The sequence below is a fragment of the Amycolatopsis sp. NPDC059235 genome (genome assembly GCF_042754125.1).
Taxonomy (GTDB): Bacteria; Actinomycetota; Actinomycetes; order Mycobacteriales; family Pseudonocardiaceae; genus Amycolatopsis; species Amycolatopsis albidoflava.
In genome coordinates this window covers 20,881-33,619 of record NZ_JBHZAG010000008.1, presented here as the reverse complement: position 1 = coordinate 33,619, position 12,739 = coordinate 20,881, and the positions used below count along the sequence as shown (strand labels likewise).

At 73.9% G+C, this 12,739-nt stretch carries 10 protein-coding genes; 8 read left to right on the top strand and 2 right to left on the bottom strand.

What is annotated here, in order from left to right:
* The 6 genes from ACFXI3_RS07900 (at window position 1) to ACFXI3_RS07875 (ending at window position 8,077) form a co-directional block, all read left to right on the top strand.
* Window positions 1–879 carry an LLM class flavin-dependent oxidoreductase gene (locus tag ACFXI3_RS07900; protein ID WP_378398765.1) on the top strand — a complete coding sequence of 293 codons (879 nt, stop codon included), beginning with the start codon at window positions 1–3 and terminating at the stop codon, window positions 877–879.
* A gap of 103 nt (window positions 880–982) precedes the next feature.
* Entirely contained in the window at window positions 983–2,161 is a 1,179-nt protein-coding gene (locus tag ACFXI3_RS07895; protein ID WP_378398763.1) for an acyl-CoA dehydrogenase family protein, read from the top strand.
* 28 nt (window positions 2,162–2,189) lie between these two features.
* Entirely contained in the window at window positions 2,190–2,453 is a 264-nt protein-coding gene (locus ACFXI3_RS07890; protein ID WP_067588314.1) for an acyl carrier protein, read from the top strand.
* Window positions 2,454–2,484: 31 nt separating this feature from the next.
* Window positions 2,485–4,218: a carbamoyltransferase N-terminal domain-containing protein gene (locus ACFXI3_RS07885; RefSeq protein ID WP_378398761.1), complete on the top strand. Its 1,734-nt coding sequence runs from the start codon at window positions 2,485–2,487 to the stop codon at window positions 4,216–4,218.
* Window positions 4,215–5,657, top strand: a complete 1,443-nt coding sequence (locus tag ACFXI3_RS07880; protein ID WP_378398759.1) for a class I adenylate-forming enzyme family protein — start codon at window positions 4,215–4,217, stop codon at window positions 5,655–5,657. The genes ACFXI3_RS07885 and ACFXI3_RS07880 overlap by 4 nt, the downstream gene beginning before the upstream one ends.
* Window positions 5,654–8,077 carry an alpha-L-rhamnosidase N-terminal domain-containing protein gene (locus ACFXI3_RS07875; RefSeq protein ID WP_378398757.1) on the top strand — a complete coding sequence of 808 codons (2,424 nt, stop codon included), beginning with the start codon at window positions 5,654–5,656 and terminating at the stop codon, window positions 8,075–8,077. Before ACFXI3_RS07880 ends, ACFXI3_RS07875 begins: the two co-directional genes overlap by 4 nt.
* 96 nt (window positions 8,078–8,173) lie before the next feature.
* Here the strand turns inward: ACFXI3_RS07875 and ACFXI3_RS07870 are convergent, their stop codons facing one another.
* Window positions 8,174–10,483 (bottom strand): CoA transferase, encoded by a 2,310-nt coding sequence (locus tag ACFXI3_RS07870; protein ID WP_378398756.1) that lies wholly within the window; start codon window positions 10,481–10,483, stop codon window positions 8,174–8,176.
* A gap of 88 nt (window positions 10,484–10,571) precedes the next feature.
* On the opposite strand from ACFXI3_RS07870, the gene ACFXI3_RS07865 reads away from it, so the two are divergent.
* A complete protein-coding gene (locus ACFXI3_RS07865; protein ID WP_344274965.1) occupies window positions 10,572–10,874 on the top strand; it encodes a hypothetical protein in 303 nt (100 codons plus the stop codon).
* A gap of 16 nt (window positions 10,875–10,890) precedes the next feature.
* Window positions 10,891–11,265 (top strand): MmcQ/YjbR family DNA-binding protein, encoded by a 375-nt coding sequence (locus tag ACFXI3_RS07860; protein WP_344274968.1) that lies wholly within the window; start codon window positions 10,891–10,893, stop codon window positions 11,263–11,265.
* 37 nt (window positions 11,266–11,302) lie between these two features.
* Here the strand turns inward: ACFXI3_RS07860 and ACFXI3_RS07855 are convergent, their stop codons facing one another.
* Window positions 11,303–12,739 (bottom strand): amidase, encoded by a 1,437-nt coding sequence (locus ACFXI3_RS07855; protein ID WP_378398754.1) that lies wholly within the window; start codon window positions 12,737–12,739, stop codon window positions 11,303–11,305.

The window sequence follows — 12,739 nt, the reverse complement described above, 5'->3', positions numbered from 1 at the left end:
ATGCGGATCGGACTTCTGCTGCAGCGCTTCAGCTGGCCGCCGGGCGCGGCCGGGCCCGCGCTCGCGCGGATCGGCCGCGACGCCGAACGGGCCGGGCTGTCGAGCATCTGGGTCAACGACCACTTCCGGCAGATCCCGATGTTCGGCGATCCCGGCGAGCCGTTCCTCGAGGCCTACACCGCGCTGAGCTTCCTCGCCGCGGCCACCGAGCGGATCGGGCTGGGCACCATGACCACCGCGGTCACCCACCGGCATCCGGCGCTGCTGCTCAAAACGCTCACGTCGCTCGACGCGCTGTCCGGCGGCCGGGTGTGGCTGGGGCTGGGGCCGCCGTGGCACGAGGAGGAACACCGCGCGTTCGGCCTGCCGCTGGGCCCGTGGAGCGAACGGTTCGAGCGGCTGGAGGACACCCTGGCACTGACCCGGCAGGTGCTGTCCGGGTCGACGGAACCGTTCGAGGGCAAGCATTACCGGCTGCCGGAGCCCTGGTTCGCGCCGTCGTTCACCCGCCCGCCGCCGGTGCTCGTCGGCGGTGCGCACGAGCGCCGCGTCCTGCGGCTCGTGGCCCGGTACGGAGACGCGTGCGGCCTGCACGAGGACGGGAATCCCGCGGTGGTCGGGCTGAAGCTGCGCATGCTGCGCGACTACTGCGCCGAACTGGGCAGGCCGTTCGAGGAGATCACCGTGACCACCTACGGCACGGCGAGGCTGTCCGCGACCGGGGAACCGGGCACGGTCACCGTGGCCGAGGCGGCGCGGCGCTACGGCGAACTGGCCGCGCTCGGCGTCCATCTGTCCATTGTGGACCCTGGGGTGACCGTCGGCCCGGAAAACGTCGAACTGCTCGGCGAACTGGCCGCCGCGCTGGCGCCGACCTGACCGCCCTTGCCGTCGCCGGGCCGGGCGGCCAGACTCCTTACCGGGGTCCGGCGACGCGAATTCCGAAGCACGCCAACCACTTTCTTCTGACTGGAGGACCGGAATGACCGTGACCGTCGAGCGCGCCCGGTCGAGGACCGAGGTCCTGGCCGCAGCAGCCGCATTGGCACCGCAGATCAGCGATCGGGCGCTGGAGGGGGAGCAGGGCGGGCGCGTCCCGCCGGACCTGCTCGCCGCGATCTCCGACGCCGGCCTGCTCGACCTGCTGCTCCCGGAGAGCCTCGGCGGGCTCGAGATGGATCCGGTGACCGTGCTGGACACGATCCGGGAGATCTCCCGCGCGGACGGTTCGGCCGGCTTCGCCGCGCTGAGCCTCAACGCCACGTTTTTCGTCGCCTGGCTGGAACCCGAGGTCGCGCGGACCATCCTCGCCGCGCGCCCGCGCGCGGTGGCCACGGTGTTCGCGCCGCTGGGCAAGGCCGAGCCGCGCCCGGACGGCGGCCTCCTGGTCAACGGGCGCTGGCCGTTCAACACCGGGGCCCGCAACGCTTCCTGGTTCGCCAACGGGGTCATGGTGCAGAACGGCGGGAAACCGGCGATCGTGGCTCCGGGACGGCCGGACTGGCGGCTGGTGTTCGTGCCCGCGTCCGATGTGGACGTTCTCGACACCTGGCACGTCGCCGGGCTGAAGGGCACCGGGAGCAACGACGTGTCGGTCAGCGACCTCGTGGTGCCGCCGGAGTACACCGCCAACCCGATCTTCGAGCGTGCCCGGCACGAGGGCGCGATCTTCAACTGGTCGTTCTTCGCGCTGATGGGCGTGCTGTTCGCCGGGTTCCCGCTGGGCATCGCGCGGCGCGCGCTCGACGAATTCCGCGAGCTGGCCCCGAACAAATCGCGCGGCAGCCGTCCGCTGGCCGAGGAGCAGTCGGTGCAGATCGCCTACGCCAGGGCCGAAGCGGGGCTGCGTTCGGCCGAGGCGTACGCGCGCGACGTGCTGGGCACGGCGTGGGAGCGCACCCTCGCCGGGGACGAGACGACGATGGCGGACCGCGCCTCGGTGCGGCTGGCGACCGGCCAGGCGATCCGCACCGGCGTGGACGTCGTGAACACCGTGTTCCAGCTGGCCGGCGGCAGCGCGCTGTTCGACCGATCGCCGATCCAGCGCTGCTGGCGCGACATCAACGCGGGCAGCCACCACGGCTATTTCTCCGAATACCACGAGACGCGGGTGGGCCGGTCGCTGTTCGGCCTCCCGGTCCCGGACCCCTGGATGATGTGAGCGGATTCCGCAGGAGGGAAGAAACACCATGACCACTCGACCGAGCGAGCAGGTGGCCGGCGCGGGAGATCCCGCCCCGGTGGTGGCGAAGGTCGTGAGCGAGGTGGCGGAGGTCGAGGTCGCGCCCGACCAGAGCTTCTTCGACCTCGGGCTCGACTCGATCCAGCTGATGGACATCTGCAACCGGCTGAACGAGACCTACGGCGAGGTGATCGACCTGTTCCTGCTGTTCGAGAACCCGACGGTGACCGAATGCGCGGCGATCATCCGCGAGCACCAAGCCGCGGGCTGAGCGGCGCGGCCGGCGAAAGGCGGAGGACGACATGCCAGAGCACGAGGTCATCTGCGGGCTGAAGCTCACCCACGACGGCGGTTTCGCCGTGATCGAGGGCAACCGGCTGCTGGTCTCGGTCGAGGCCGAGAAGCTGGGCAACAACCCGCGGCACAGTCCGTTCGCGGAGCCCGCGGAGATCGCGCGGCAGTTGCGCGCGCACGGGATCGAGGACGTGCGCGCGCCGGTGTTCGCGGTCGACGGCTGGGCGCGCGGCCGCGAGGGCGAGAGCTGGGTGGAGATCCGCGACGGGCAGGGCGCGGTCGAGCCGGTCGAAGTCGCGCTGTACCACGACGAACCGGGCGCGGGTTCGGCGATGCTGACCGGGGTGACCGGGCAGAGCCCGCTCGTCGGCGGCGCGCCGGTGCCGTTCCGCAGCTTCACCCACACCACCGACCACGTCATGTCCTCCTACTGCACCAGCCCGTTCGCGCGGGAGCGCAAGCCCGCGCTGATGCTGGTGTGGGACGGCGGGGTGCCGCCGGTGCTGTACCGGTTCGACCCGGTCGGGCCGCGGCTCGAGTGCTTCGGTCCGGTGTGCGGCGTTTCCGGCGCGCTGTACCCGATTTTCGCGTCGCACTTCGGCCCGTTCCGGGTGGACCACGACGCCCGCCGGGCCACCGATCCGGGGCCGGGGCTCGAGGCGCTGCTCCCGGTTTCGGGCAAGGCGATGGCGTACGCGGCGCTCGGCCCGTCTTCGGAGGAAGCCGTCGCGGTGATGGCGGAAGTCGACGCTCAGGTCGGCGAGATCGACGGGGCGATCCGCGCGTATCTGTGGAGCAGGCGGGTGCTCAGCGGCGTCGCGAAGCTCGGGCTGTCGGACGCGTCGATCCTGAATTCCTTCCAGGAACACCTGTTCCGCCGGCTGCGGGACGGTCTCGGCGAGGTGCTGCGCGCCCGGCCGGAGCTGGCCGGGCTGCCGTTGTGCCTGTCCGGCGGCTGCGCGCTCAACATCAAGTGGAACTCCGGGCTGCGGGCGAGCGGGCTGGTGCCGGAGGTCTGGGTGCCGCCGTTCCCGAACGACGCGGGTTCGGCCATCGGCGCGGCGTGCACGGAAATGGTGCGCCGCACCGGGACGTCGTGGCTGGACTGGTCGGTGTTCTCCGGCCCGCCGGCGCGCGAAACCGCCGCGGCCGAACCGGGCTGGACCGCGAAACCGGCCTCGGTGGAGGACCTGGCGGCGCTGCTGGCCGAAGCGGGCGAACCGGTCGTGATCGTCGACGGGCCCGCCGAGCTCGGTCCCCGTGCGCTGGGGCACCGCAGCATCATTGCGCCGGCCGGGGACGAGGCGACGCGGGACCGGCTGAACGCGATCAAGGGCCGCGAGTGGTACCGGCCGGTGGCCCCGGTCTGCCTGGAAAACCGGGCTCCGGAGGTGTTTTCCCCCGGCACCCGGGACCCGTACATGCTGTTCGACCACTTCGTCCGCCCGGAATGGCAGGGCAAGATCCCGGCGGTGGTGCACCTCGACGGCAGCGCGCGGCTGGAAACGGTCGGCGCGGACAACCCGTTTCTCGAACGGCTCCTGACCGCCTACGAGGCGCGGACGGGGATCCCGGTGCTGTGCAACACCAGCGCCAACCATCCGGGCCGGGGGTTCTTCCCCGACGCGGCCTCGGCGATGCGGTGGCACGGCACGCGGCACGTGTGGTCGGCGGGCACCCTGTACTCGACCGACGCGGTCCCGGAGTCGTGGTCGCGCAAGCCGCGCGGAGCGGCCGGATGAGCGGGGCGGCGGCGATTGTCACCGAAAGCGGATCGATCAGCCGCGAGGAGCTCGAACGGGAGGTGACGCGCTGGGCCGCGCTGCTGCGGTCGCGCGGTGCCGGCCCGGCGGGACGGGTGGCCTGGCTGCTGCCCAACCGGCCGGAGGTGCTGACGGTCGCGCTCGCGGCCCGGCGGATCGGCGCGCAGGCCGTCGCGCTCGGCGGCCGCTCCACCCCGGGCGAACTCGCCGGGCGGCTCGCGGTCGCCCAGCCCGCGGTGGTGGTGGCCAGCGGCACTGCCCGGGAGCTGCTGGAGCTGTTGCACGGCAAGGAGAATGTGCTCGACGCGGACGATCCGGGTGCCGTCGCACACGACGCTGATCTTCCGCTCGCGCCCGCGGACAGCGGAAGGCTGGGCGCGGGAGCGTCGCTGCTGTTCACGTCCGGGACCACCGGCAGCCCGAAGGCGGCGCTGCGCACCCGAGGCGATCGGCGGCTGTCGGACGCGATCGCCCGCGGGTTCCGGCTCGGGCCGTCCTCGCGGTTCCTCGTCGGCGGGCCGCTCTACCACTCGGGCCCGTGGACCTGTGCGCTGATGACCCTGTCGCTCGGCGGAGCCGTCTTCCTGCTGCCCCGGTTCGACGAGCGGACCTGGCTGGACTTCGCGGTCGAGCACCGGTGCGACAGCGGGTTCCTCACCCCGACCCAGCTGGCGCGGCTGGTGGCCTTCGCCCGCGACCGGCCCGGGCCGCGCCCGCCGCTGACCCACGTCGTGGTGTCCGGCGAGCCGTTCCCCGACCGGCTCAAACGAGCCGCGCTGGACGTCTTCGGCGAGGGATTCGTCGAGTGCTACGGCTGCACCGAACTGGGCCCGATGTGCGCGTTGCCCGCCGAGGAGTTCCTGGCTCGCCCCGGTTCGTGCGGACGGCCCTTCGACGGGGTGCGGATCGCGGCGTTCCGCGGCGCCCGGCGGCTGCCCCCGGGCGAGTCCGGGACGCTTCGCGCGCTCACTCCGCTGGCGTTCGACGGCTACGTGTCCGGTCCCGGCCAAGCTCCCGCCGGTCGCGACGGCGACTGGGGGAGCGTCGGCGACGTCGGGTTCGTCGACGAAGACGGCTACGTGCACCTCGACGGCCGCGACGACGACCTGATCATCACCGGCGGCGTGAACGTCTTTCCGTCCGATGTGGAGGAAGTGCTGGCCGGGCATCCCGACGTCGAGGCGTGCGCGGTGTTCGGCCTGCCCGATCCCCGCTGGGGCGAGGTGGTCGCGGCCGCGGTGCGCAGCGGACGGCGGCTGGAGCTGGCCGAGGTGCGCGACTGGCTGCGCGGCCGGCTCGCCGACGACCGCCGTCCGCGCCGGTTGTTCCTCGTGGACGAGCTGCCGGTGACCGGGACCGGGAAGCTGTCGCGGCGGGAGCTGCGGGACCTCGCGGCGCGCGAGCCGGTGGCGGGGTGAGCCGCGAGTGGACCGGCCAGTGGATCTGGTGCGCCGACGGCCGGATCGCCAAGACCGGCGAGTTCTCCGACGTGCCGGTGGTGCCCGCCGCGGCGCACGACCGGCGGGTGCAGTTCCGGCGCGTCTTCCCGCTTGACCTCGTGCCCGCCGCCGCTCCGCTCCGGATCACCGCGGACTCCCGGTACACGGTGTGGGTCAACGGGCACGAGGCGGCGCGCGGTCCGGGTCGCGGCGCGGCCGGACGGCTGCTGTACGACGTCGTGGACGTCGCCCGGTGGCTGGTGCCGGGGGACAACGCGATCTGCGTTCTGGTGCGCTTTTACGGCGAAGCGAACGCGTGGTGGCGGCCGGTCACGCCCACCTTCAGCCACGGCGCCGGCGTGTTGCTCGCCGAGCTCGAGCTGCCGTCCGGGGTGCTCGGCACCGACCGCAGCTGGCGTCACCAGACGAGTCCGGCGTGGACGCCGCAGAAGCCGTCCGGGGTCGGGCACGCGGTGCCGGAAGTGCTCGACGGCGCGCTGTGGGATCCGGCCTGGCTCGAACCGGGCTTCGACGACACCGGCTGGGCGCCCGCCCGCGTGCTCACCACCCTGCACCTCGGCGGCACGGCCCGGTCCACGCCGCCCGCCGACCCGTACGGCCCGCTGCTGGAGAACCCGGCGCCGCCCGGCGAACCGGTCGAACGTCCGGTCCGGTGGCTGCGCGAGCGCCGCGGCCCGGATCCCGGCGGCGAGCACGGACCGGCCGATCTCGTCGCGGCCGTGGACGCCGAAGCCGGTCCGGACTCGGTCCCGGTCGAACTGCCCTTCACGACCGTGCTGGAACCCGGCGTCGCGGTGCTGCTCACCGCGGGCTGGGACCAGGTGGTCGCGGGCACCCTGGTCTTCGAGCTGGACGCGCCGCCCGGCGTGCTGGTCGACGCGCGGCCCGCCGAGGACCTCGACGAGCGCCTGCGGCTGCGTCCGTTCCAGCACGGGTACGCGGCGCGCTACCGCACGCGCGGCAAGTCCGACCGGTTCTGCTCGGCCGATCCGGTCGGCGGCCGGTTCGCGCTGCTGGTGCTGCGCGGCGAAGGCGAGGTGACGGTTCGCGGGCTGTCCGTGGTCGAACGCCTCCGCCCGCGTCCGCCGGGCCCGTTCTTCGCATCCGACGACCCGGTGCTCGACGCCGTCTACGCGGCCGGGCTGCGCACCGTGGACCTCACCGCGCAGGACGCCTACATCGACTGCCCCACTCGCGAACAGCGGGCTTGGACCGGCGATTCGGTGGTGCACCAGTCGGTGGACCTGCTGGCCAATCCGGACTGGCGGCTCGCGCGGTGGCATCCCCGGCTGGCCGCGTCGCCGCGCCCGGACGGGATGCTGCCGATGGCGGTCGCGGGCGACTACGAGCACCGCGACGGGGTGTACATCCCGGACTGGGCGCTGCATTGGGTGCGTTCGGTGCACAATCTGTACCGGTGGACCGGCGACGCCGGCCTGGTCGCCGAGCTGTTGCCGGTCGCCGAGCGGGTTTTGCGCTGGTTCGAGCCGTTCTCGCGCGAGGGATTGCTCACCGACGTGACCGGGTGGGTCCTGCTGGACTGGGCGAGCGTTCAAGGCCGGGGCGCGAGCAGCGTGCTGAACGGGCTGTGGGGCCGGGCGCTGCGGGACTTCGCGGAGATGGCTGAGTGGCTCGGCGACGCGGGCCGGGCGCGCTGGGCGCGCGGGCGACACGACGAACTGGCCGCCGCCTTCGAGCAATACTGGGACGAGGACCGGGGCGGCTACCGCGACTGGCTGACCGCGGCCGGGGTCGCGCCGGCGATGAGCGAGCACGCAACCGCCGCCGCCGCGGTCGGCGGACTGATTCCGCCGCCGCGCCGCGCCCGGGCCTTGGCCTTCCTGCTGGACCGGACCGCTTTGGTGCGACGCGCGTGGTCGTTCGGCCTGATGCCGCTGCGGGCCGCGATGGGCCCGCCCGCGCCGGACTGGGACGTGGAGCGGGAAGTCGTTGCCGCACAGCCGTTTTTCCGCTACGTCGTGCACGACGCGGTCGCCCTGCTCGGCGGAGCGGATCACATCGCCGCCTTGTGCCGGGACTGGTCGGAGCTGGCCGGCGACGGCACCTGGCGCGAGGTGTGGAGCGGCGGGTCGTACTGTCACGGCTGGTCGAGCACTCCGAGCCGGGACCTGCCGCTGTACGTGCTGGGCGTCAGCCCCGCCGAGCCCGGGTTCGCGCGGGCGAGGATCGCGCCCCGGCCGGGCGCGCTGACCCGGGTGGCCGGCGCGGTTCCGACGCCGCACGGCCTGGTGGAGGTCCGGCTGGACCGGTCCGAGCTGGCCGTGTCGAGCCCGGTGCCGTTCACGGTGGAGCTGGACGGCTGGTCGCGCGATTGTCCTGCGGGGCGGTTTTCCTGGTCGCGGAAGCAGGCGGGCTGAGGGAGGTTTCCCGGCCGTGGCAAGGGAATTCCCGTGCCACGGCTCATGCCGGCCGAGAGGTTCCCCCGCCGTGGCCGGGAAACCCGCCCGCGAAGTTCACGAGGCTCGGCGCGCCTTTCGCACCCGGTACGGCTGCCGGGGCACCGTCCCGATCGCCTCGGCCGCGCGCAGCGCCGTCAGTTCCTCCGGCGGCATCCCGAGCCATTCCGTGAGCACCTCGTCGGTGTGCTGGTCGTAGCAGGGTGCCGGGCGGACTGTCGCCAGCCCTTTCCCGTCCATGCCGACGGGAATGCCGAGATACCCGCGTTCCCCGGTCACCGGATGGCGGACCCGTTCGGCCCAGCGCAGCTCGCCGTTCTCGAACAGCTCCCGCACCGACCGCATCCGTTCCGCGCGGAAACCCCTCTGCCGCAACGCCCCCACCACCGTCACGCTGTCGTGCTCCGCCGCCCACCGCTCGTCCGCGGCTCCTCCGACGAAGGCCACGTACCCGTCCGAGGTCGCCAGCACGCCCGCCGGGACGTCCGGTTCGCTGTTGCCGATCCGGCGCGGCGAACGTCCTTCGCGGGAGGCCAGCACGATGCCTTCGCCGAGCTGCAGCCACAGCGTTTCCTGCTGGGACAGATCGATTTCGCGGCCCCGCCCGGTCGTTGCCCGCGCCGCCAGCCCGGACAGCACCGCGACCGCCGCATGGGCGCCGGCCACCGCGTCCGGGTAGTAGGTGGGGCTCACCTCGGCGCCGGCGGAGGGCGGTCCGTACCGGGCGGCGAACCCGCCCATCGCCTCGGTCAGCATGCCGAAGCCCGGCATCGCCCGGTGCGGGCCGCTGCTGCCGAGCGCGGGCATGGTCACCAGCACCAGCCCCTCGGCCACCCGCGCGCGCACGTGCGCGGCGACGCCCCGGTCCTCGAGCACACGGTGGTTCATGTTCACCACCAGCACGTCCGCGGCGTCCACCAGCTCGCGGAAGACCCGGTTCCCGTCCGGTGCCGACAGATCCAGCGACACCGCGCGCTTGTTGCGGTTGACGCTGTTGAACTGGGCCGCGGCGTCCCAGGTGTACTCGTCCGGGGCGGCGCCCTCGGGCAGCGGGGCCCCGGTCTCGGCGAAGCGGAACCGGGTGCGCCAGCCGTCGGGATGCCGTCCGGACTCGACCCGCACGACATCCGCGCCCAGCGCGCCCAGCAGCCGGCCGGCGAGCGGCCCGGCCCAGGCCCAGGTCAGTTCGAGCACCCGCAGCCGGTGCGGATCCGGCAGCCGGGGCAGCAGGGGCGGCCGGTCGCGGTCCGCGCCGGAGCGGAACCATCCGTTGTCCCCGGCGGGTTCGGAGAGCCGCGCCGAGCCGGGCACCGGCACGGCGGGATCCCGCCACGGCCGGACGATCGCGCGGCCCGCCGACGCGCCGCGGACCTCGCCGAGGAACTCGCGAGCGGCCAGATGCGGGTCGTCGAGGGCGTCGGCGGCGTCGAGCACCTTGCCCACAGACCAGCCCGCGGCCAGTCCGGCGTCGAAGACCTCGCTCCGGGTGCGCCCGGCGTACCAGCCGGCCAGTTCGCCGCGCAGCAGCTCCCGGTTGGCCCACCGGCGCGCCCACACGAAGCGTTCGTCGCGCAGCAGGTCGCCTCGGTCGTAGAGCAGGCACTGGCGGTTCCAGTCCTCGCCGCGCACGGTGCCCGGCACCACGAACCCGTCGGCGCAGCGGAACACCCCGGACGGGAACGTGCGGGTCTGGAATCCGGCCTGGCGCCGTTCCTCCTCCGGATCGGCGGCGTTGGCCGAAGTCGCGGCGTACAGCGCGGCCGCGGCCTGCGATTCCACCGCGGAGGTCGCAGCGGCGAGCCAGGTCGTCTCCGCGTGACCGCCGGGCCGTCCGGCCAATGCGGCCGCCGCGGCGTACGTTCCGGCCAGATACTGCGTTTGCCAGCCGGGGAACCGGTCCGGTCCGCCGTCCTCGTGACAGGTCGCGGCGAGCAGCCCGGAAGCCGCCTGCACCAGCATCTCGTCGGACGGCTCGCCCGCGCTCTCGGCATCGAGGCCCCAGGCGGTCACCGAAACCAGCAGCGGCGGCTCGGCGACGCCCGCGCGCAGTTCCCACGGCCCGAACTCGCCGCGAACCCGGTCGCTGAGCGCGACGTCGGCCCATTCCAGCAGTTCCGGGACCGCGGCCGCCTCCGGGGACAGCAGCCGCTTCCCGGCGTTGAGGTGGACGAAAACCGGGCTCGGGTCCCGCTGCGGTTCGCCGTCGGCCGAAAGCCGCCGCGCCGGGTCCCCGCCCTCGGGTTCGACCTTGGCGACCGTCGCGCCGAGCATGGCCAGCAGCCTGCCCGCGTAGGGGCCGGCCACTCCGGTCGCGGTCTCGAGCACCCGGAGCCCGCGAAGCGGCCCGAACTGACTTTCGTGTTCCATTGTCTTCCTTGCGCGATAAGGGAAAGCATCTGAATGCTGGTGACCGTCGAAGTTCTGGTCGATCTCTTACGCGGGGTGAGCAACGAGTATGGATCGGGTTCCGGCGGGCGCGCAAACCACCACTGTCCACAACGGATCCGCGGCCGGGCGGCTGCGCGGCGACTTGGCAGCGCTCGCCGAATCGGCGGCCCGCGGCGCCGGGAACAGCGGTGCGGACGACGCGCTGCTGGCCGCGATCCAGGCCGCTCAGCTTCTCGCCGACGCGCGCATCGCGGCGGGTCCGGCGCGGGCGGAATGCCTGCGCGCCGCCCAGCACTGTCTGCGCGCGGCGTCGCTGGCCACCCGGTTCGCCATCGTCGCGGCGGCCGACGACTGCCGCCGGCCGCGCTGACCGTTAGGCTCGCGGCATGGGCCGACCGGACTCCGCGACCGCGAAAAGGGCACGCGTGACAGAACTCGCCGAAGCGCTGCCGGAAGTGCTGAGCAAGGGCGAGCAGCATGTCGCGTTCTCGGTGCGCGGGAAGAACTTCGCGTACTTCCTCGACGACCACCACGGCGACGGCAAGATCGCGATCGCGTGCAAAGCCGCGCCGGGCGCGCAGGCCGAGCTGATCGAGCAGGAGGGGGAGCGGTTCTACGCGCCCGCGTACCTCGGCTCCCGCGGCTGGGTGGCCCTCGACCTGGAAGCGGGCAAGGTCGACTGGGCCGAGGTGCGCACCATGCTCACCGACGCCTACCGGCTGCTGGCGCCGAAGAAGCTGTCGGCGCAGCTCGACCAGTAGTCCCCGGGCGGGCGCATATCGGTCCGGCAGCTCCCGGTCAGTAGCCCGGCGGCGCCTCGAATCCGCCGGTCACCCGCTCCACGATCCGGGCCACCGCGAGCCCCGTGCGGTCGTGCCACCGCGGCGCGATCACCTGCACCCCGAACGGGAGCCCGGCGGCGCTGCGGCCGAGCGGCACGGTCGTCGCGGGCAGGCCGGACAGGCTCGCCGGGGTCGCCCAGGCCATCTGGGCCAGGTACGGCGCCTTCCGGCCGTTGACCTCGAGTTCCCGGGAAAGCGGGGTTCCCGCCGTCTGGTGGGGGAAGGCGGTCAGCGGCGCCGCGGGCGTCAGCACGGCGTCCGCCTCGGCGAACACCGAAGCCCATCCGGCGGTGATCCGGGCGCGCTGCTCGTCGAGGTCCTGCCATTCCCGGTAGCTGAGCGTCACGGCGCGGCCCAATTCGACCGCCGGGCGGCGATCCTCGGGTGCCGCCCGGCGGGCGATCCGCCCCAGCCGCCGGAAAACGGGTTCCGGGAAGCTCTGGGCCAGGACCGCGAGCAGCAGCCGTGCGTAAGTCTGGTGGATCTCGTACAGCGGGCGCGGCGGCCGCACCTTGCGCTGCACCCGCACGCCGAGGCCGGCCAGCGCCTCGGCGAGATCGTCGAGGGCGGCCCGGATTTCCGGGTCGGTGCGCAGCGCCGGATGCTCGGGCCACACCGCCACGCGCAGTTCGCCGGGGCGCACCGCGGCGGCCGGGAGCGTTCCGCCGGGCACTCCGGCGAGGTCGGGGCCGACGAGCACGTCCAGGGCGAGTTCGAGGTCGGCCACGCACCGGGCCATCGGGCCGGGCGAGCCCAGCGGCGGAACGGCGAGGGAGCCGGGCGCGCCGGGGATGTGCCCGCGCGCGGGGATCGCGCCCCAGGTCGGGAGGTGGCCGCAGACCCCGCAGAAGTGGGCGGGGGAGCGGATCGACCCGGCGACGTCGCTGCCCAGTTCCAGCGGCGTGAGCCCGGCGGCCAGCGCGGCGGCCGAACCCCCGGACGACCCGCCGGGAGTCCGGGCGAGGTCCCACGGATTGCCGGTGGCGCCGTAGACGTCGTTGTAGGACTGGAAATCCCCGGCGTAAAGCGGCGCGTTGGTCTTGCCGAACACGACGGCCCCGGCGGCCCGCAGCCGGGCCACCGCGTCCGCGTCCCGGTCGGGCAGGTGCCCGGCCAGTTCCGGGGCTCCGGCCGCGGTGACCAGACCGGCGGTCTCGAACGTGTCCTTCACGGTCATCGGGAGCCCGTGCAGCGGCCCGAGCCGGATTCCGCGGGCGGCGGCCGCGTCGGCGGCCTCCGCCTGCGCCCTGGCACCGGCGACGTCGAGCGCGACCACGGCGTTCAGCGCCGGATTGTGCTCCTTCACCCGGCCCAGGAAGTACTCCAGCGCGGCGGAGCTGCTGACGCGTCCGACGGCCAGGTCGGCGACCAGCCCGGTCGCGGTCGTGCGCAC

Excerpts from the sequence above, each read along its gene's own strand:
- ACFXI3_RS07900 (WP_378398765.1), top strand. The coding sequence starts at position 1 with ATGCGGATCGGACTTCTGCTGCAGCGCTTCAGCTGGCCGCCGGGCGCG.
- ACFXI3_RS07895 (WP_378398763.1), top strand. The coding sequence starts at position 983 with ATGACCGTGACCGTCGAGCGCGCCCGGTCGAGGACCGAGGTCCTGGCC.
- ACFXI3_RS07890 (WP_067588314.1), top strand. The coding sequence starts at position 2,190 with ATGACCACTCGACCGAGCGAGCAGGTGGCCGGCGCGGGAGATCCCGCC.
- ACFXI3_RS07885 (WP_378398761.1), top strand. The coding sequence starts at position 2,485 with ATGCCAGAGCACGAGGTCATCTGCGGGCTGAAGCTCACCCACGACGGC.
- ACFXI3_RS07880 (WP_378398759.1), top strand. The coding sequence starts at position 4,215 with ATGAGCGGGGCGGCGGCGATTGTCACCGAAAGCGGATCGATCAGCCGC.
- ACFXI3_RS07870 (WP_378398756.1), bottom strand. The coding sequence starts at position 10,483 with ATGGAACACGAAAGTCAGTTCGGGCCGCTTCGCGGGCTCCGGGTGCTC.
- ACFXI3_RS07865 (WP_344274965.1), top strand. The coding sequence starts at position 10,572 with ATGGATCGGGTTCCGGCGGGCGCGCAAACCACCACTGTCCACAACGGA.
- ACFXI3_RS07860 (WP_344274968.1), top strand. The coding sequence starts at position 10,891 with ATGGGCCGACCGGACTCCGCGACCGCGAAAAGGGCACGCGTGACAGAA.